The organism is Spirosoma taeanense, assembly GCF_013127955.1.
Lineage (GTDB): Bacteria > Bacteroidota > Bacteroidia > Cytophagales > Spirosomataceae > Spirosoma > Spirosoma taeanense.
In genome coordinates, this window is sequence record NZ_CP053435.1 from 5,218,937 (window position 1) to 5,239,361 (window position 20,425).

At 52.0% G+C, this 20,425-nt stretch carries 17 protein-coding genes; 12 read left to right on the plus strand and 5 right to left on the minus strand.

Annotated features, from left to right (window positions below):
* The first annotated feature begins 51 nt into the window (after window positions 1-51).
* From plsX to HNV11_RS21700, 8 genes are all read left to right on the plus strand, one after another.
* Window positions 52-993 (plus strand): phosphate acyltransferase PlsX, encoded by a 942-nt coding sequence (gene plsX / locus HNV11_RS21665; RefSeq protein ID WP_171741653.1) that lies wholly within the window; start codon window positions 52-54, stop codon window positions 991-993.
* Window positions 994-1,049: 56 nt separating this feature from the next.
* Window positions 1,050-2,033, plus strand: a complete 984-nt coding sequence (locus HNV11_RS21670; RefSeq protein WP_171741654.1) for a beta-ketoacyl-ACP synthase III — start codon at window positions 1,050-1,052, stop codon at window positions 2,031-2,033.
* 121 nt (window positions 2,034-2,154) lie between these two features.
* Complete coding sequence (gene efp, locus HNV11_RS21675; RefSeq protein ID WP_171741655.1) at window positions 2,155-2,718, plus strand: elongation factor P; 564 nt, start codon at window positions 2,155-2,157, stop codon at window positions 2,716-2,718.
* Window positions 2,719-2,803: 85 nt separating this feature from the next.
* Window positions 2,804-3,289 carry an acetyl-CoA carboxylase biotin carboxyl carrier protein gene (accB, locus tag HNV11_RS21680; RefSeq protein WP_171741656.1) on the plus strand — a complete coding sequence of 162 codons (486 nt, stop codon included), beginning with the start codon at window positions 2,804-2,806 and terminating at the stop codon, window positions 3,287-3,289.
* A gap of 90 nt (window positions 3,290-3,379) precedes the next feature.
* A complete protein-coding gene (accC, locus tag HNV11_RS21685) occupies window positions 3,380-4,723 on the plus strand; it encodes an acetyl-CoA carboxylase biotin carboxylase subunit (RefSeq protein WP_171741657.1) in 1,344 nt (447 codons plus the stop codon).
* 129 nt (window positions 4,724-4,852) lie between these two features.
* The gene (locus HNV11_RS21690; protein ID WP_171741658.1) at window positions 4,853-6,490 is read left to right on the plus strand and encodes a sodium/sugar symporter; all 1,638 of its coding nucleotides are present in this window, start codon (window positions 4,853-4,855) and stop codon (window positions 6,488-6,490) included.
* 95 nt (window positions 6,491-6,585) lie between these two features.
* Complete coding sequence (locus HNV11_RS21695; protein WP_171741659.1) at window positions 6,586-7,452, plus strand: inositol oxygenase family protein; 867 nt, start codon at window positions 6,586-6,588, stop codon at window positions 7,450-7,452.
* 107 nt (window positions 7,453-7,559) lie between these two features.
* Complete coding sequence (locus HNV11_RS21700; protein ID WP_171741660.1) at window positions 7,560-8,960, plus strand: sodium:solute symporter family protein; 1,401 nt, start codon at window positions 7,560-7,562, stop codon at window positions 8,958-8,960.
* Here the strand turns inward: HNV11_RS21700 and HNV11_RS21705 are convergent.
* The 5 genes from HNV11_RS21705 to cobA form a co-directional block, all read right to left on the minus strand.
* Window positions 8,911-9,363 (minus strand): NUDIX domain-containing protein, encoded by a 453-nt coding sequence (locus HNV11_RS21705; protein ID WP_171741661.1) that lies wholly within the window; start codon window positions 9,361-9,363, stop codon window positions 8,911-8,913. The genes HNV11_RS21700 and HNV11_RS21705 overlap by 50 nt on opposite strands.
* A gap of 80 nt (window positions 9,364-9,443) precedes the next feature.
* On the minus strand, window positions 9,444-9,950 hold the full coding sequence (locus HNV11_RS21710) for a Dps family protein (protein ID WP_171741662.1): 507 nt from the start codon (window positions 9,948-9,950) through the stop codon (window positions 9,444-9,446).
* 72 nt (window positions 9,951-10,022) lie between these two features.
* Window positions 10,023-11,219 carry an L-2-hydroxyglutarate oxidase gene (lhgO, locus tag HNV11_RS21715; protein ID WP_171741663.1) on the minus strand — a complete coding sequence of 399 codons (1,197 nt, stop codon included), beginning with the start codon at window positions 11,217-11,219 and terminating at the stop codon, window positions 10,023-10,025.
* A 344-nt stretch (window positions 11,220-11,563) separates the two neighbouring features.
* On the minus strand, window positions 11,564-12,835 hold the full coding sequence (locus tag HNV11_RS21720) for an anthranilate phosphoribosyltransferase (protein ID WP_171741664.1): 1,272 nt from the start codon (window positions 12,833-12,835) through the stop codon (window positions 11,564-11,566).
* A gap of 43 nt (window positions 12,836-12,878) precedes the next feature.
* Window positions 12,879-13,694 (minus strand): uroporphyrinogen-III C-methyltransferase, encoded by an 816-nt coding sequence (cobA, locus tag HNV11_RS21725; RefSeq protein WP_171741665.1) that lies wholly within the window; start codon window positions 13,692-13,694, stop codon window positions 12,879-12,881.
* 205 nt (window positions 13,695-13,899) lie between these two features.
* Between cobA and nirB the strand changes: the two genes are divergently transcribed.
* The 4 genes from nirB (at window position 13,900) to HNV11_RS21745 (ending at window position 20,390) form a co-directional block, all read left to right on the plus strand.
* The gene (nirB, locus tag HNV11_RS21730) at window positions 13,900-16,449 is read left to right on the plus strand and encodes a nitrite reductase large subunit NirB (protein ID WP_171741666.1); all 2,550 of its coding nucleotides are present in this window, start codon (window positions 13,900-13,902) and stop codon (window positions 16,447-16,449) included.
* Between the two features lie 78 nt (window positions 16,450-16,527).
* Window positions 16,528-16,881, plus strand: coding sequence for a nitrite reductase small subunit NirD (gene nirD / locus HNV11_RS21735; RefSeq protein ID WP_171741667.1), 354 nt, complete (start codon window positions 16,528-16,530; stop codon window positions 16,879-16,881).
* A gap of 41 nt (window positions 16,882-16,922) precedes the next feature.
* Window positions 16,923-18,428 (plus strand): ATP-binding protein, encoded by a 1,506-nt coding sequence (locus HNV11_RS21740; RefSeq protein ID WP_171741668.1) that lies wholly within the window; start codon window positions 16,923-16,925, stop codon window positions 18,426-18,428.
* A 588-nt stretch (window positions 18,429-19,016) separates the two neighbouring features.
* On the plus strand, window positions 19,017-20,390 hold the full coding sequence (locus HNV11_RS21745; protein WP_171741669.1) for an alginate export family protein: 1,374 nt from the start codon (window positions 19,017-19,019) through the stop codon (window positions 20,388-20,390).
* The last annotated feature ends 35 nt before the right edge of the window (window positions 20,391-20,425 follow it).

Consider the following 20,425-nt stretch of genomic DNA (forward strand, 5'->3'; position numbering starts at 1 on the left):
TATTTTTTTACAAGCCAGTATACCCTGGGAGGTATTGAACAAACGGAGTCAATGAAAATTGCAGTGGACGCAATGGGTGGCGATTTCGCTCCCGAAGCGATTGTTGAAGGGGTTGCGATGGCCGCTGCTGAATTGCCGGAGAATGTAACTATCGTGCTAATTGGCAAGCAGTCTGTCGTGAAGGAATTGTTACGAAAGTACGATTCTCAGACAGTCGCTTCCATTGAGCTGGTCAACGCCGACGATGTTATCGAGATGAGCGAGCACCCCACAAAGGCGCTCTCGCAGAAACCCAATTCCAGCATCGGGATTGGGTTTAAACTTTTGAAGGACGGGCAGGTCAACGCTTTCTGCAGCGCTGGTAATACGGGCGCTATGCACGTCGGAGCGCTGTTCAGCATCAAAGCAATCGAGGGTATTCTTCGGCCGTGCATTGCCGGTTTTGTGCCGCAGATTACGGGCGGTCATGCCGTCATGCTCGATATAGGTGCCAATGCCGATTGCAAACCCGAAATGCTGGCGCAGTTTGGCGAAATCGGGTCAATTTACGCGCAGTATACCTTTGGCATTGATCGGCCGCGCGTCGCCCTCATGAACATCGGTACCGAAGAACAAAAAGGATCTTTAGTCGCTCAGGCGGCTCACCAGCTTCTGAAAGACAGCCGGCGGATTCAGTTTATCGGCAACATTGAAGGCGGTGATTTCTTCGCTGGCAAAGCCGACGTTATTGTAACCGACGGTTTTACGGGTAATACGATGTTTAAACTGGGGGAGTCGTTTTATACTATGGCCGCCAAGCGCAAAATCAGCGACGAATTCATCGATAAAACCAACTACGAATCCGTTGGTGGCAGCCCAATTCTGGGCGTCAACGGGAACGTAATCATTGCCCATGGCATTTCTTCGCCCCTGGCAATTAAAAATATGATTCGTCTGGCTATCCGACAGGTTGAGTCCGACGCTTACACAAAAATTGCACAGAGCCTGGCCTAAGACGGGCACCTGTGATCAAACTGATTGTGCCGAACAGGCATGTACACCACCGACTCATGAGTAAAGCTGCCATTACTGGAATTCACGGTTACGTACCCGACTACGTGTTGACCAACGCGGAGCTGGAACGTATGGTCGATACAAACGACGAATGGATTACAACCCGTACGGGCATTAAAGAACGGCACATCCTCAAAGGCGAAGGAATGGGTTCTTCGCATATGGGGGCAAAGGCGGTAGAAGGTTTACTGGCGAAAACGAACACGAAGCCCGAAGAAGTTGACTTACTCATCTGCGCGACTACTACGCCTGACTACGTATTTCCCTGTACGGCGAATCTGATCTGCGACATGGTTGGTATCCGGAACGTTGGTAGTTTTGATATACAGGCTGCCTGCTCGGGCTTTCTGTATGCGCTGACGGTTGGCACACAGTTTATTGAAGCCGGAAAATACCAGAAGGTGATCGTCGTTGGCGCAGATAAGATGTCGGCCATTGTAGATTATACGGATCGGACTACGTGCGTACTGTTTGGTGACGGAGCAGGAGCGGTTCTGCTCGAACCGAATACCGAAGGGTATGGCGTGCTCGACTCCATAATTCGGTCAGACGGCGTTGGCCAGAACCATTTGTTTCAGAAAGCGGGCGGCAGTCGTTACCCACCCACCCACGAAACCGTTGAGAAGCGCTGGCATTACGTTTATCAGGACGGCCCGTCTGTCTTTAAATTCGCGGTCAAGAACATGGCCGACGTATCGGCTGAAATCATGGAGCGCAACCAGCTCACGGGCAGCGATGTGGCGTGGCTGGTGCCGCATCAGGCAAATAAGCGTATTATTGACGCCACGGCGAACCGAATGGGGCTTGAGCCCGATAAGGTCATGATGAATATTCATAAGTATGGGAATACCACCGCGGCTACCATACCGCTTTGTTTATACGATTACGAATCCCAGCTGAAGAAAGGCGACAATCTGGTGCTTGCCGCCTTTGGCGGAGGCTTTACGTGGGGGGCGGCCTATGTAAAGTGGGCGTATTGATCTAACCCAGACGCTGGTTTTCGGCAACAGGCTCTTCTTAATCCGAAACCTGGCACTGGGTACAGAAAGTTAGTTAATTCATGTAAACTCTGTTAAATCCTGTACGTACAGGTTCAGACCAATGGCAACGACCGCAGACATCCGGAACGGATTAGTCATCAACTACAACAACGATCTTTTTCAGATTACCGAGTTTCAGCACGTTAAACCAGGTAAAGGCGCGGCTTTCGTGCGGACCAAGTTGAAAAGTCTGACCACAGGCCGGGTAATTGACAATACTTTCAACTCAGGCGTAACGATTTACCCTGTACGGGTAGAACGCCGGAAATTCCAATACCTTTACAAGGACGAAGCGGGCTATAACTTCATGGACCAGGAATCGTTCGATCAGATCAACCTCGACGAAAAACTCGTTGAAGGCGCCGATCTGATGAAAGAAGGCCAGGAAGTTGAAATCGTTATCAATGCCGACACAGAAACGCCACTTTCCTGCGAATTGCCGCCGTTTGTTGAACTGGAGGTGACCTACGCCGAGCCGGGTATCAAAGGCGACACCGCCAACAGCCCTAAAAAGCGGGTAGAAGTTGAATCTGGTGCAAAAATCATGGTACCACTCTTTATCGAGTCGGGCCAGAAGATTCGGGTTGATACCCGCACCCGTGATTACGTTGAACGGGTTAAGTAAACCGGTGGTGTTAGTGAATGGGTAAGTAAACCTGTTTGCAGACTTCTTTAGTTACCTATTAACCGACAGCCTTACCAGCTGATTTATGAACACGAAAGATATACAGCAACTCATCGACTTCATCTCGCAATCGGGCCTGGATGAGGTAAACATCGAAACGACTGACTTAAAAATCAGCGTTAAACGCTATGGATCGGGTTCTCCGGTGGCGGCCGTTTCGGCCGCTCCGACTCCGGCAACTCCGGCTCCTCAGCCACAGGCCCAGGCTCCTCAGGCGGCAGCCTCGGCGGCTCAGCCAGCACCAACTGCGCCCAAAGCCGAAACGTCAAACTACATTACAATCAAGTCGCCGATGATCGGTACGTTTTACCGCTCGTCGAGCCCCGACACGCCTTCGTTCGTTGAAATTGGCGACAGTGTAAGCACCGGTAAGGTTGTCTGCATCATCGAAGCCATGAAGCTGTTCAACGAAATCGAGTCGGAGGTTTCGGGCCGCATCGTGAAGGTGCTGGTAGAAAACGCCACGCCCGTCGAGTACGATCAGCCGTTGTTTTTGGTAGAACCCATTTAATTTAAAGAGTGAACGAGTGGAGGAGTGAAAGAGCGAAACAGCATTCGTCCCTTTCATTCTTCCACTCGTTCACTCTTTTCTCTTTAGATTATGTTTAAGAAAATCTTAATCGCTAACCGGGGAGAGATCGCGCTGCGAATTATCCGGACGTGCCGTGAAATGGGGATCAAAACGGTAGCCGTTTACTCGACGGCCGACCGTGATAGCCTGCATGTGCGCTTTGCCGACGAGGCCGTTTGCATTGGCCCTCCGGTTAGTAAACAATCGTATCTGAGTATTCCCAGCATCATCTCGGCCGCCGAAGTGACCGGAGCCGACGCCATTCACCCCGGCTACGGGTTTTTGTCCGAAAACGCTGAATTTTCTCAGATTTGCGCTGATTACGGGATTAAGTTTATTGGTGCTACGGCCGAGCAGATCAACGGCATGGGCGATAAGGCTACGGCCAAGGCAACCATGCGGGCGGCTGGCGTGCCGGTCATTCCGGGTTCCGACGGTTTGCTCGAATCAATTGAGCAGGGCAAGAGGTTGTCCGCCGAGATGGGCTATCCTGTCATTGTGAAGGCCACAGCCGGGGGCGGTGGTCGCGGTATGCGGATTATTCGTTCGGAAGATGAGTTCGAGAAAGCCTGGAACGACGCTCGCACCGAGGCCGGTGCCGCCTTTGGCAATGATGGTCTGTATCTGGAAAAATTCGTGGAAGAGCCGCGCCACATCGAGATCCAGATTGTAGGCGATCAGTACGGTAAAGTCTGCCACTTATCCGAACGCGACTGTTCCATTCAGCGCCGGCACCAGAAACTGGTCGAAGAAACGCCGTCGCCAATCATCTCTCCTGAAATCCGGGAACAGATGGGCGAAGCGGCCATCAAAGGGGCGCAGGCCATTGGCTATGAAGGCGCGGGAACAATTGAGTTTCTGGTCGACAAACACGGGAAGTTCTATTTCATGGAGATGAACACCCGGATTCAGGTAGAGCACCCCATCACGGAAGAAGTTACAGACTTTGACCTGATTAAAGAGCAGATTAAAGTAGCGGCCGGAGCCGAGATTTCGGGCCGGAACTATACGCCCAAGCTCTACGCTATGGAGTGCCGCATCAACGCTGAAGACCCCGCTAACGGCTTCCGGCCATCGCCGGGCAAGATTACGGTCCTGCACATGCCGGGTGGGCACGGTGTTCGGGTGGATAGTCACGTCTACGCTGGGTACACCATTCCGCCTAATTACGACTCGATGATTGCCAAACTGATTGTGTCGGGGCAGTCGCGGGAAGAAGTGATTACGCGAATGAAACGGGCGCTTCAGGAATTTGTCATTGAAGGAATCAAAACAACCATCCCGTTCCATATTAAGCTCATGGACGATCCGGGGTTCAAGTCGGGCCAGTTTACAACGGCCTTCCTGGATAGTTTTGATTTCTCAACGCTTTAAAACAAAGCCGGGCTATTAGCCCGGCTTTGTTTTAAAGAAGAACCGGGACCTTGTGCGCGGTCAGTCTGGTATAAAAAGCAGGCGTTTTGCTTTTTGATAAAACGCCTGCTCTTTCGCCCTGCCTTTCACATGAACCACCTTGCCCTGGCCGACTACGTCGTCTTCTTTATCTACTTTATTGTTGTTGTGGGTTATGGCTACTGGATTTACCAGCGTCGACGCTCTACTGAAACTAATACAACGGATTTTTTCCTGGCCGAAGGTTCATTGACCTGGTGGGCTATTGGAGCTTCAATGATTGCTTCCAATATTTCGGCCGAGCATTTTATCGGCATGGCCGGTTCCGGCTTTGCCATGGGTCTTGCCATTTCATCCTACGAATGGATAGCGGCCGCAACCCTGATTGTGGTCGCTATCTTTTTTATTCCCATCTACCTTCGCAACCACATCTACACCATGCCGCAGTTTCTGGCGCAACGGTACAGCCCTACCGTCAGCACCATTCTGGCGGTGTTCTGGCTGGTGGTTTATGTGCTCGTCAACCTCACGTCTATTCTGTATCTGGGGGCCATCGCCATTGAGTCGCTGGCGGGTTTATCCTTTACGACCTGCACAATTGGCTTAGCAGTATTCTCAATCTTCATTACGCTTGGCGGCATGAAAGTGATTGGCTACACAGATGTTATCCAGGTGACGGTGCTGGTGATCGGGGGCCTGGTCGTAACGTATCTGGCCCTCCAACTTGTAGCCGACCAAACGGGGGCGTCGGGGATATGGGATGGGCTGGTTGCTTTACGAAAACAGGCCGACAGCCATTTTCATCTCTACTTCCGTGAGGGGCATCCGCATTACGACGCCTTACCGGGAATGTCGCTGGTACTGGGCGGCATGTGGCTCAATAACCTTTACTACTGGGGCTGTAACCAATACATTGTGCAGCGAACGTTAGGGGCAGATTTGAAGACGGCCCGCGCCGGAATTTTGTTTGCAGCCTTCTTAAAGCTGGTAATCCCGCTGATTGTGGTCATTCCCGGCATTGCTGCGTATGTACTTTACCAGGAAGGTACGTTCCGGGCAGCCATGACCGACGCTTCGGGCGTGGTCAAACCCGATCATGCGTACCCGGTGCTGATGAATCTTTTGCCCATTGGCATGAAGGGCCTGGCCTTTGCCGCTCTGACAGCCGCTGTTGTGGCATCGCTGGCGGGCAAATGCAACTCGATCGCAACGATTTTTACGCTGGACATCTACAAGAAGTTTTTTGATAAGGACGCGTCGGAGCGAAAGCTCGTTAACGTAGGGCGCTGGGCCGTGCTGGTCTCATTCGCCATAGCGATTGTTCTGGCTCCCATGCTGCGCTCATTCGACCAGGTCTATCAGTATATTCAGGAATATACCAATTTCATTACGCCGGGCGTCTTCGCAATTTTCCTGCTGGGTTTCTTCTGGAAACGGGCCACTAACCGGGCTGCCCTGACGGTAGCGATCCTGACGATCCCGTTTTCTACGTTGCTTAAGTTCTGGCCCGAGATGATGAGCGTTATAGACATTGAGGCCGATCCAATTCCTTTTCTACACCGGACAACCTGGGTATTTTGTCTGGACGTGGCCCTAATGGTTATTATAACCCTGACCGACCCGGCCGGGGTGCCGCTTAACAAAGGACTGATCGTTGAACGGCGCATGTTCCGCGTATCACCCTCCTTTGTCGTGGGAGCGGTAGCCATTTTTGGGGTATTAGCCGTTCTGTATTCGGTATTCTGGTAATCTGATGTCTGAACTTTACGCGAACAAAAGGCATTTTAATCCGTTGGTTATTAAATTTTTAGCTAGGTTTACTTTCCGAAACTGAATTACTTATCATGACTGCTTTCAATAATTCTGAACTCAGCCCTCTCAGCAGCCTGGAACAATGGGAAGATGATCTGCTGATCCGATACCCTGAACCTGAACATAAGGCAAAAGAAGCGTATCGTAACTACGATAGCCCCGAACGCGACACCGTGCGGGAATTCTACCGGCTCAATCATACCTACCAGACCTACGACTTTGTTCGGGCCAAAGAGCGTGAGTTTTTGTCGTTCGACAAGAAAGAGCTGCCGGTATGGGGCGCAATGGAATTTTTGAATACACTCGTAGACGATTCAGACCCGGATACCGACCTCGATCAGCTTCAGCATCTGCTGCAGACCGCCGAAGCCATCCGCGCCGACGGCCATCCGGACTGGTTTGTGCTGACCGGCTTTCTGCACGACATGGGTAAAGTGCTGTGTTTGTTCGGCGAGCCGCAGTGGGCCGTTGTTGGCGATACGTTCCCGGTGGGGTGCAAGCATTCGGATAAGATTGTTTATCCGGAGTTTTTCGTCAACAACCCCGACAGCCACGACGAGCGGTACAACACTAAATACGGCGTTTACGACCCGAACTGTGGGCTGCGTAATGTCCATATGTCGTGGGGCCATGATGAGTACCTCTACAACATTACGAAAGACTACCTGCCCGAGCCGGCACTGTACATGATTCGGTACCACTCCTTCTACGCGCAGCACCGCGAGGAAGCCTACGACCACCTGATGGACGACCACGACCGGGCGATGTTCAACTGGGTACGGAAGTTTAACCCATATGATCTGTACTCGAAAAGCCCAAAGCCGCCCGTAGTGAGCGAGCTTAAGCCGTATTACGAAGACCTGATTGCAAAGTACCTACCAGCAACAATCAGGCTCTAAACTGCCCATAAACCGTCTTATATGTTCCGTCTACAACCGAATTAATTCGGTTGTAGACGGAATTTTCTTTATCTGTCTGTGTAGTTTTGACGCAAGCGTTTTTACGTATGCTTCTGCTGTTCATTACTCTTTATCTCCTGTCGAACGTAGCTGTTGGTGCGTGGGCGGCCCGGCGCGTTACAACATCGCAGGATTTTGTGCTCGCCGGACGACGATTGCCCCTGGTTCTGGCGGCATCCGTAACGTTTGCCACCTGGTTCGGCTCCGAAACGATCATGGGCGCACCCGCCATGTTTGTGGAAGGCGGAGTGCCAGCCATTATTGAAGAGCCTTTTGGATCGGCTTTGTGTTTATTTCTGGTGGGCGCTTTCTTTGCCCGCCCCCTCTACCGACTCAACATCACCACCTTCTGCGATTATTTCCGTATCCGCTTCGGGCGGGCGGCAGAGCTGCTGTCGGCGATCATGATTATTCCATCGTATTTCAGCTGGATTGCCGCTCAGCTCATTGCCATCGGTATAGTGCTGAGCGTTGTAACGGATATTCCGCGGGAATACTGCATCCTGTTCAGCGCGAGTGTGGTCATGCTCTACACCCTGCTCGGCGGTATGTGGTCCATTTCGATCACCGACTTTTTCCATAACCTGATTATCGTGGTGGCGCTGGCGGTACTGGCCGTCATGCTCTGGCAGCAGGTTGGCGGTTGGGAAATTATCCAGCAGCGAACGCCCGCTAACTTTTTTCGTTTTTTGCCCGAGGCTACGTTGAAAGGGTGGATTGAGTACCTGGCGGCCTGGTTCACAATTGGCCTGGGGTCCATTCCGCAGCAGGATATCTTTCAGCGCGTCATGGCGGCTAAAACCGAAGACACATCCGTACGGGCGTCGTATCTGGCCTCGGGCATGTATCTGACCATTGCCATGCTGCCCTTATTCATCGCCCTCAGCGCCCGGTTGCTGCACCCCGATTTGCCAGCCGACAATCAGCTTATTATACCGAACATGGTGATGCAGCACGGGAACTTACCGTTGCAGGTACTGTTCTTTGGGGCCGTTACGTCGGCGATTCTCAGCGTATCGAGCGGGGCGATTCTGGCTCCGGCCACGGTCTTCGGCGAGAATATCATGAAGTTCTTCCGACCCGAGCTGAGCGATCAGGCGCTTCTGAAAACCATCCGCTGGGCCGTCGTGGTCATTACGGTCATCTGCGTCTGGATGAGTACGGCCCGCGATACCAATATCTTCGACCTGGTTGGCGAATCGTCGGCCTTTAGTCTGGTCTCGCTGTTTGTACCGTTAACGGCCGGTATTTACTGGAAACGGGCCAACCTAACCGGCTGCCTATGGTCGATGGCTGTCGGCCTAGGGGTCTGGCTGCTGTGCCTCTGGCTCGCCACCGACTATTCACCTATGATGTGGGGGCTACTGGCCAGCACACTCGGTATGGTTGGCGGGAGCTTTATTCGAAATACTGCTGCTCGATCCGCCCAACGTAGCCTAAATATGTAGCGCTCGTGAACCAGGGCTGAATGCGGCTACCAATGTTCGGGTAAAGATTAAGCTGGTTCAGCTCTGCAACGGGCTTCCAGACAATCGCCAGAGCAGTTGTTTCGGCTGGGTTCAATGCCGGGTCGCCCTGTAAGTTGCGGGCGGCAAACACGACATGCAGCACATCATCGTTCCGCTGAGAAAGCAGCATTTCCCCGGCCAGGATCATTTCCCCGATATCAACCGAAACGCCCAGTTCCTCACGAATTTCACGGACAACGGTTTCGGGCAGTATTTCGCCCCGATTTGGATTACCACCGGGCAGGGCGAACACGTCCTGATTGCCGTAATTATAGTGCATCAGCAGGACTTCAGTCTGGTTGGCGTTCTGACGCCAGATGAGTGCGGAAGGGCGTACTTTCATACAAGCAATCTAGTCAAAAAAGCCTTCCGGTACGTTGTGAATCAAGCGTACCGGAAGGCTAATCCAGAATTCAGGAGGGGTCAGTTCAGCTCACGTGTGGTTTCAAACAGGAACCAGGTGCGCCGTTCTGTCTCGTCAATATATACTTCCAGCAGACTGGCCGTTGCTACGTCTTCTGCTTCGTCGGCAATCTGGTGAGCATCGCGCATGTTCTTGGCCATCTTTTTGTTTTCAGCGATCAGGTCGGTCAGCATGTCTTTCGGTGCCACAAAATCCTCGTCGTTGTCTTTCACCCGCTGCAACTGAGCGATGTGCGCCACCGACCGGATTGTGTTACCGCCGATTTTCCGGACCCGTTCGGCCAGAGGGTCGATAGTGGCAAAAATCTGTTCGGCCTGTTCATCCAGCAACAGGTGATAGTCGCGGAAATGCCGACCCGACATATGCCAATGGTAATTTTTCGTTTTGATGTACAGCGCAAAGGCATCAGCAACCAGTCGGTTCAGCGACTCGGCAACTTTCTCCCGCCCTTTTTCTTCCAGATCGGACGGTGTATCTAATACTTCAACTGGATTAATAGCTTTCATGAGCAGATCTGATTTAAACGCAAAATCTGTTAGTGAAACCTGACCTGACCGCTATTGTTTGTTAAGACTTGGTTAAAACCGAGCCAGCACTTTTTCGGACACGGTTTGCCCAATCGCCAGCGACGAGGTCGCTGCCGGCGAGGGCGCATTAATAACGTTAATGGCTTTGTTTGTTTCCAGGATGGCAAAATCGTCCAGCAAGCCGCCCGTTCGATCGCATGCCTGCGCCCGAACGCCTGCGCCACCGTCTTCGAGATCAGCCTCCTGCACTTCCGGAATAAGCTCCTGCAAGGCTTTGGTGAACGCCGATTTTGAGAACGAACGATACATTTCGCCCAGACCCGTCTGCCAGTATTTGGCAGCTACTTTCTGGAAGCCGGGCCACGACAGCGTTTCATACAACTCTTTCAGGTTTACGTCAGACTTTGCGTAGCCTTCGCGCTGAAAGGCCAGCACGGCATTTGGCCCCGCTTCTACCCCGCCGTGAATCATGCGGGTAAAGTGAACCCCCAGAAACGGGAAGTTCGGATCAGGAACGGGATAAATCAGGTTCTTGACCAGGTATTCCTTCTCCGGCCGGATCTTGTAGTATTCGCCCCGGAACGGCACGATACGTACATGAATAGCTTCGCGCTGGGTTAGCTGGGCAATTTTATCGGAGTACAGTCCGGCGCAATTGACCACAAGCCTGGTTTCGTAGCGATCTTTGCTGGTTACGACAATGCTCAGACTTGTTCCGGGAGTTACCTGCTCAACACGTTCGGCCAGCCGGATTTCGCCCCCTAACGCCTGAAATTTTTCGGCGTACTTATCGGCCACCTGCTTGTAGTCGATAATGCCCGTCTGCGGCACAAACATCCCCGCTACTCCGCTGACGTGCGGCTCAATCTCGCGCATTTCGGCCAGCGATAGTTTACGTAAACCACCCAGGCCGTTGAGCTGGCCGCGCTCGTACAGCGTATCCAGTTGCGGCAGTTCTTCGAGTTTGGTCGCTACGACAATCTTACCACAAAGGTCATAGGCAATGCCTTCGGCATCGCAGAAGTCCAGCAGCATCCGGTAGCCCCGAATACAGTTCGTAGCCTTGAGCGAGCCAGGCTTATAATATAGTCCTGAATGGATTACGCCTGAATTGTGGCCAGTCTGGTGGCGGGCAACGGCGGGTTCTTTCTCAATCAGGAGTACCCGCAGGGAGGGCTGTTGCTGCTTAGTTTGCAGGGCGGTCGCCAGGCCAACAATACCGCCCCCAATGATGATTACGTCTGTCATAGGTATCTCGCAGCCCGCAGCTGCCGATGGAAAAACTGAACCGGCAGCAACAGCTCCGCAATGGCGGTTAGCTATGGGTTACGTCTGTCGGACCCAGGATTGACAAAGGTACAGCACAGCCGCAAAAAACGGGCGCAGCATAGATCATGCTGCGCCCTCTTCCTTCGCTATCTGATAAAAACCCGTTCTTCAATTGAGCATAACCCTGCGCGCCACGCCAGCCGATTGCACGGTTATCAAGCAAAACAAAAACCGCCCTGACTCTACCGATTTTCCAAAAGATGAAAGCGATCAGCCTAAAAACAGCGAATCGGGATAAAAGGCTGATTTGATATACGAATGGTTCACTGCAATTGACCCTCAATCCAGGACAATCCGCGGCCGTAGAGCGCATGTGCAAAGCGAACCCGGTTGTCAAAGTCTGCGTCATCCGTGTGGCCATCCGTCATAAACTGCTTTATCAGCCGGGCATTATCAGCAGCCAGTGGCAGGTCATACTGGGTTTCACGTTCGGTACGGAAAGAAGCAAACGTAGACGAATCGCCTTCAAAGTGCTGATAAAACAAATGCCCACGGGGCGTCCGAACGGCGCACAAAATACCGGTTGCCCGGCTCGTGGATGGCGCCAGAGAGCCTTCCAGGCCGCGTTTGAGTACAATAACCGCGTCGAAGCCCGCCATCATGGCCAACTCGGCCATTTTCATCTGGTAGGTAATGTGAAATACGGATGTGACCAATATCTGAGCGTGACAGGGATTCAGGACCTTTTCGAGCGTTGCCAGGAAAGGCCGTTTAATTAAAATCCGGCGTCGGTCTACCCAATGATTAATAGCTGGCGAGAGCGCCTTCTGGTCGAGTACCCAGCCGTAATTAGCCAAAGGCGTATCCAGCTCATGGTTGCTTTGCAGGAACTGGCAGCCAAGATGCATATATACATCGAGTGCATTCAGCGTGAACTTCGGCCCACCTGACCGCCCAACGACGGATACGACTCCGTAGTTATGCTTATGAAAAAACTGAGCCAGCAGGGGCGTAATCATGTAGCTGTTCTCCACCCCATCGAACGGTTCAGCGAGTTGAATCAACGGGCGGTTGGCGCAGCTTATTTTTCCAAAACCGGGCGAGTACGTATCCTCGGCTGCCCGCATCAGGCCGTGATACTCCTCGTTGGTTTCGTGCCGGACACGCATGATACTGGCTGCCAGACCCCGAAAGGTTTCGCATTCACCATCACCAAATAAATAATCACCCAATTGATGAGCTTCGCTTACCTGCAGATTGTGCCCCCGAACGAGTTTGGTAGCAATGGGGTGCATTCCCTCCGGTAAATCGGGACAGACTTTACTAATAAAGAATGTAGGGTGCGAAAAGGCGCGTTTACCAATCACTTCCTCCAGCGTCATTTCTTCGGGCGTTGGGCCTTTGGCCAGCAAGGCCCCCAGAAACGCTCCCCGCTGTAGCGGATGCGCCAGGGGGTCCATCAGAGCTTCACGGCATTCGGCCAGCAGGTCAGGCGGCAAAGGCTTGCTGCCATACTTACCAATTCCAATATGTTTGATACCCCGACCAAGTGCCGTGTCGGTAGGTGCATCCAGTAGAAGACTGACAGTTGACATGGAGGACGATTGACATATTCAGGTAAAAGCAAGCCTAAACCAACTACCTACTTATTAGGGCCAGAGCTTCAACCGCAGCATCAGATACGGTTATACCAGCCAGGGGCCATTCTGAATGTAATCTGACAACTTCGCCAATAACAATAATGGCCGGATTGGTTAGTTTATGGCCCTCAACAGCGCCAAGAATCGCGCTGGCGGGGGCCATTGCCATGCGTTCATCCGCCCGGCTTCCGTTCTGAATAATTGCCATCGGTACCTTCTCGCGTCCGGCGTCGGACAGCAGGGCCACAATCTCGGGCAGGTGTTTCATGCCCATCAGAATTACTAGCGTAGCCGTCGACTGAACAGCCGCGCGAATGTCGGCAGACAGCCGATGGTCTTTCGTTGTACCGGTTAAGACCCAGAACGACTCGCTAACACCCCGGCAGGTAAGCGGAATGCCAGCCAATGCCGGAACGGAGTAACTGCTCGACAGGCCGGGTACGACGGCTGTTTCTACACCACAATCTTCGGCAAACACCAACTCTTCAAACCCGCGGCCAAACACAAAGGGATCACCCCCTTTCAGCCGGACAACGTGCCCGTGGCTATGTGCATACTGCACAATCAGGTGATTGATGTCAGTCTGCGCGAATTCGCAGCGATTCGCCGGACCCGTCGGCTGCCAGGGGCGCTTGCCAACAAACACCCGTTCGGCTGACTCGGGTGCATGCTGCAACAGATCAGGATGCACGAGCGCATCGTATAAAACTACGTCGGCCGTTTGCAGGGCCCGAACGCCTTTGAGTGTAATCAGATCCGGATCGCCTGGTCCTGCACCGACAAGGGTTAGCTTAGGCTGTTTGAGCTTATTCATCGTCCGCCAACGATTTAGTTAAGTAGAAATACTCAACAATTTTACGTATATATTTTTAGATATTCAAAATAATACTATAGCTTTATATCAAATTTAACAAATTTACTTCTGCCTAATCACAAAGTAACAGAATTTAATAAAATTTAGCTGAATAATACAATTTTTAGTAATGTTCCTTGGGTTCCACTTATAATTCTTTTCAACCATGACGAACATTGTGGTAGTTGGCAATGGAATGGTAGGCTACAAGTTCTGCGAAAAGTTGCTGACCCGGCCAGGATTGGCCAAGAACAATGCGAGTGAAACCGATGGCGGTCGGTTTATACTCACCGTTTTCGGCGAAGAGCCGCGTCCCGCCTACGACCGGGTACATCTGAGTGCCTACTTTTCGGGTACATCAGCCGATGACCTGGCGATGGCGCCTGCCGAGTGGTATGCAGATAACGGTATCAACCTGCGTACGAGCGAGTGCATTACGCATATCGACCGCGATGCCCGTATAATTACCACCCACACGGGCGAAACCGTCAGCTACGATATTCTGGTGCTGGCAACTGGCTCCGCGCCTTTCGTTCCGCCGGTTCCGGGGGTGCAGAAAGATGGCATTTTCGTTTACCGGACCATTGAGGATCTCGAAGCAATCACCGCCTGGGGTGATCAGGCAACGAAAGCCGTTGTCATTGGTGGCGGGCTACTTGGTCTGGAAGCGGCTAAAGCAGCTATGGATATGGGCCTGGAAACGCATGTCGTGGAGTTTGCCCCCCGGCTCATGCCCCGCCAGCTCGATACGGCTGGTGCCGATATGCTCCGGCAAAAGATGGAAGCCCTTGGCATACGGATTCATCTTAGCAAGAGCACGGTCGAGTTTGAGGGTTACAATCGCGTAACGGGTCTTCGCTTCGCCGACGATACGCTGCTGGAAGCCGACATGGTCATTATTTCGGCTGGTATCAAACCCCGCGACGAACTGGCTCGTCAGGCGGGTCTGGAGGTTGGCCCACGCGGAGGCATCGTTGTGAACGATCTCCTGCAAACATCAGACCCCAGTATATTTGCTATCGGTGAGTGTGCCCTGCATGGCAGTATGATCTATGGTCTGGTGGCACCGGGCTATGAAATGGCGGATATTGTTGCAACTGAGGTTGCCAGCGTAATTACGGCCAATGACGCTACGGGCGGAAAAACCTTTACGGGTTTTGACATGTCAACTAAGCTGAAGCTGATTGGCGTGGACGTAGCTAGCTTCGGTGAGCCGTTCTGCGAACAGATACCACACCGGACGCTGGTCTATGAAGATAAACTGGCTGGAGTCTATAAACGGCTTAATATCACCGAAGATGGCAAGCATTTGCTGGGCGGCATTCTGGTAGGCGAAGCTGAGTCGTATAATATCCTTCTGCAAACGAGCAAAAATCGGATTGTTTTACCACCCACTCCCGAAGATCTGCTGCTACCACCCCGTAAAGGTGACGCTGCGTCGACCTCTTCGGGCGTAATGAGTCTGCCCAATGAAGCCTTAATCTGCTCCTGCGAAGGTATATCGAAAGGAGACATCTGCTCGGCCGTAACTGATAAGGAGTTAAGTGACGTAGCTGCCATCAAGAAATGCACGAAGGCCGGAACGGGCTGTGGAGGCTGCGTGCCGATGCTCAATGATCTGCTGACCGAAACCCTGAAGGCGCAGGGTAAGATTGTCCGTAAAGTTCTCTGCGAACATTTTGACCATACGCGCCAGGAGTTGTACGACCTGATCCGCATTAATGGCGAAACGACTTACAGCGACGTTATCCGCCGGTACGGCAAAGGTCACGGCTGCGAGGTCTGCAAACCGGCGGTAGCGTCTATTCTGGCCAGTGTTCACAACCAGCTGATTGCTCAACAAGCCGTTATTCAGGATACCAACGACCGGTATCTGGCAAATATCCAGCGGGGCGGAACCTACTCCGTTGTCCCTCGGGTTGCGGGTGGCGAAATCACGGCAGAAAAGCTGATTGCTCTGGGCGTTGTAGCGAAGAAGTACGACTTATACTGCAAAATTACCGGCGGACAGCGTATTGACCTTTTCGGCGCGCGGGTCGATCAACTGCCCTATATCTGGGAGGAGCTGATCGAAGCCGGGTTTGAGAGTGGCCACGCGTACGGAAAGGCGCTGCGGACTGTAAAGAGCTGCGTGGGTTTTACCTGGTGCCGGTTTGGCGTTCAGGATTCCGTCGGCTTTGCAGTTGAAGTAGAGGAACGGTATAAAGGCTTACGGGCTCCGCATAAGCTTAAAGGGGGCGTTTCGGGCTGCGTTCGGGAATGTGCCGAAGCACAGGGTAAGGATTTTGGTATTATCGCGACCGAAAAAGGCTGGAACCTGTATGTGTGTGGGAATGGCGGGGCTAAACCGCAACATGCCCAACTTCTGGCTTCGGATATCGACCGCGAAACCTGCGTTCGTTACCTCGACCGATTCCTGATGTTCTACGTCAAAACTGCCGAGCCGCTCACCCGTACGGCCACCTGGCTCAACAAACTGGAAGGCGGCATGGATTACCTGAAAAGTGTGGTTATCGACGATGTGCTGGGTTTGAATGCACAGTTCGAGGCCGAAATGGAACACATTGTTCAGACCTACCAGTGCGAATGGAAATCGGTCGTAGAAAATGAGGATTTGCGGAACCAGTATCGTCACTTCGTTAACGTCGACGAAGTTGATTCTACATTGGCTTTTGTTCCGGACGGACGTGGTCAGAAACGGCCCGTGGACTGGTAAACGTGAGTGATTGCTCAGGTAGCACCAATGCAGCCTGAGCAATCGTTTGTTTATTCACTCTTTCACTTCTTTAAGACCATGACATCCGAACTTATCAATCCAGATACAATCCAATGGTACGAAGCCGCATCGGTGAATGCGTTTCCGGCTGATGGTGGCGCCTGCGTTAAAATTGGCGAACGCCAGATTGCCGTATTTCACTTTGCTCAAACTGGTGAGTGGTATGCCTGCCAGAACCAATGCCCGCACAAAATGCAGATGATTCTGGCGCGGGGCCTGATTGGCGACCAGAATGGTGAACCTAAAGTAGCCTGTCCGTATCATAAGAAGACGTTTTCGCTCTGCACGGGTGAAAACCTCAACGGCGACGACTACCGCATCGAGACGTATCCGGTGCGGATTGACAACGAAAAAGTTTACATCGGTCTATAAACTCGTTACGTTAGTTTAATCAGCTTACTCAACAAGTGCCTATGATCACCCGTCGATACACCCAGCGATACATATTCGCCCTATCCTTAGTGGCTGGCCTGACCATTGTCGGGCAGGTGCTGGTGCAGCAGCAGTTGCGTAACCAGACTAGCGATTCGTATCTGGTTAACTATGCCGGGCGGCAACGGTACCAAAGCCAGCAAATTGCCAAGGACGTTTTACTGCTGACAAACGGCGCTTCGTTCAAAAGCAATTCAGCGGTGCAGGCTGAGTTAACGACGGTGCTTTCTCGCTGGGAGCGGTATCATCGGGAATTGAAAAGCGGTCATCTTACCGACTTAAACGTTCAGCTGTACAACAGCAAAAACATTCGAAAGTTATTCGGTCAGCTTGATCCGCACTTCCAGGTCATCAGCGAGCATGCTCATCGGCTACTGACACTTACCCGGCAGCCAGATCCATCAACGGAAGCACTGCAGAGTAGTGTGCGCGAGATACTGGCGCATGAGCAGGACTTTCTGCAAATAATGGATGCGATTGTACGCCAGTACGCCCACGAAGCCGAGGTTAAAATTGAGCAGTTACGGGGCATTGAGCATGTTCTTCTGGCCATTACGCTCTTTGTGCTATTGCTCGAAGCTTTGCTGATTTTTTATCCGGCCGTGCAGATTCTCCGGCAGACAATTGGCCAGCTTACGCATTCTGAACAGGAAACCCGGCAGGTCAATGAGCAGTTGCGGCAGGCGAACGAGTCATTACAGGTAACCCAGAAACAACTGGTTCAGGAAATAACCCTGCGCCACGAACAGCGCCTGAATGAACAGCGGATTCGGCTTTCATCGGTAGTACAGGGTCAGGAAGAAGAACGCAAACGCCTATCGCGTGAACTTCACGATGGTATTGGCCAGATGCTGACTGGCCTGAAACTTCTGTCCGAGAATATCCGTTCGGCTAACCAGCTTACCGAAAAAGACCAGAGTACGTTTGCCAACCTGAAAACCCTGCTCGTTCGCACCATTCAGGAAACGCGGCACGTGTCCAACAACCTCATGCCGCCCGCTCTGAGCGACTTTGGCTTAGTGTCGGCGTTACGTCAACTCATCGAGCAGCAGGATCGGCAGAGTACCGCTTCTGTTTCGTTGCAGACGTCACTCACGAATGAACGCTTTGGCCAGCCGGTCGAGATTGGGTTATATCGAATCGTGCAGGAAGCCGTCAACAACGCAGTCAAACATGCCAGCGCGGCCCACATTGACGTGAGTCTGGAGCTACGGCAGGATCGATTGTTTCTTAGAATTACCGACGATGGCTGCGGGTTACCGGCTGTTCCAAAATCACGAACAACCCACGGGTTACATAACATGCGCGGACGAGCCCGGTTACTGGACGGCACTTTCCGCATTATGGCCCGGGCGGGCACTACCCGTCCCGGACTGGCGAAGCTAAATGGTGTTTACTCGGGCACCCGTGTTCTGGTTAGTATCCCGGTGACGGCTCATCCCAGTCATAATGTAGCGACGCAGCCTGTGGCATCAACAGAAGCGTAGCCGCCCATAGCCTTATAACAGTCATGCAAAAAGCCTGACCTCTTTTCTTACGGGATAGAGTTCAGGCTTTTCTTATACCTGGCATACAAATCACTTACGTAGCGATAGGGTGTTACTTATAGAGTATTTTTTAGAGTAAAACCTAAAATCAGACAAAAACTAATTTTTATTGAACAATAGCTATAAAAACAAGCCTGTTTTCCTTAAAAAGCCAAATATTTTTTCGAAATACCTGAAAAAAGCAACTGTTTTTTTGGTAAATAAGAATTTATACCTAATTTTATCTCATCAATTATTAAGTATTAATACTTAGCAGAAGTACTACTTGCTAATAGCTTGATTCTATACTTTCATCTGAGGCAGAACCTTTGGCCAATGTAAGTGTAACGAGTTATTGAATGTCGAAATTAGTAGACTGTTAATACTTGCAGACTGGCTCATTGGCGGATGACCTCACCTGCAGGGACGTAAGCTGCCCGCTCAATGGCGGTTGAACTGGCAGAAAAATAAAAGCCCCGACGGGATGGCGGTCCCAACGGGGCAACTGGTTCAAGTTCCTTGTGTTCCACCTTAAACCATATCAAATGTATGAACTTTTTCATACACCACAAAACTTTTCTAAGTTGTTGTGTGGTTTCGGCTTTGGCCGTCTCTTCTGCTTACGCTCAATTTACGTTTAGTGGCCAGCTCCGCACCCGTTCGGAATACCGCAATGGGCAGGGAACGCTACTAAAAGAAAGTGACCGGGCAGCATTTTTCACCTCCCAGCGGACCCGCGTCAGCGCAGCTTATTCAGGCTACCGGATCAAAGCCTTTGCAACTCTCCAGGACGTACGCGTCTGGGGCCAGGATGCTTCCACTATCAACCGAACAACCAACGCCGACCTGAACGGTCTGCTGCTTCACGAAGCCTGGGGCGAGTTTAGTCTGCTCGACACAGCTCAGACTAAGCTTGGGAAGGAATTGTCTCTGAAGATTGGGCGGCAGGAACTGGTTTATGACGATGTCCGGCTGCTGGGAAACCTCGACTGGCTGCAGCAGGGACGACGACATGACATGGCCTTGCTGAAATATGGCAACAAAGGCTGGATGCTCCATGCCGGTGTTGCGTATAACCAGAACCGTGAACTGAAGTCCGGAACTATTTATAACGGTACTCCCACCGGGTACACAGCCGGAACAAACGGTATTGGCACCGCCTACAAATCTCTCCAGTTCGCTTATCTGGGCAAGAAATTTTCGGCGGGGAGCGCATCCTTCCTGATTATTAAGGATGACTTCAACCAATACGTTACGACACCATCCAGCGGTACGGTAGCAGCGACCAGAACTTATAGTGACGGAACCTGGAGCCGCGTAACGCTGGGCAGTTACGTAAATGCAACGGTGAAAAAGCTGGGCGTAAAAGCCGAAGCCTATTACCAGACCGGACGCGATAAAGATGGCCGGACTATATCGGCGTACCTGCTATCAGGCTCGCTCACCTACGCCACCAGCCAGCGTACCGCCATTACGGTTGGTGAAGATTATACTAGCGGCAACGAGCCGGGCAACGCGACGACGAGCACGAACCGGCGCTTCGATCCGCTCTATGGAACGCCCCATAAACACTGGGGATATATGGATTACTTCTACGTAGCCGATGGCTTTGGCGTAGGTGGACTGTCGGATTTCTATCTCAAAGTCCGCTATAAACCACTCGACCGGCTCACAATGTCGCTCGACTTCCACCAGTTTGCCAGCACAAACACCATCGTTGGTACGGACAAGATTCCGCTGAGTAAACCCTCTTTCGGACAGGAGTATGATTTCATTGCGCAGTATGCAGTAACCAAGCAGATTGGGCTGGAAGGTGGCTACTCTGTTTTTAGCGCTACCGACGCCCTGGCTGCAGCCAAAGCCGTATCAAACGCCGACAAATCGGCAACCTGGGGTTATCTGATGGTGAATCTGAAATTCTAAAAACTTTTTTGCAAACCGTTTTAAGGACTACAACC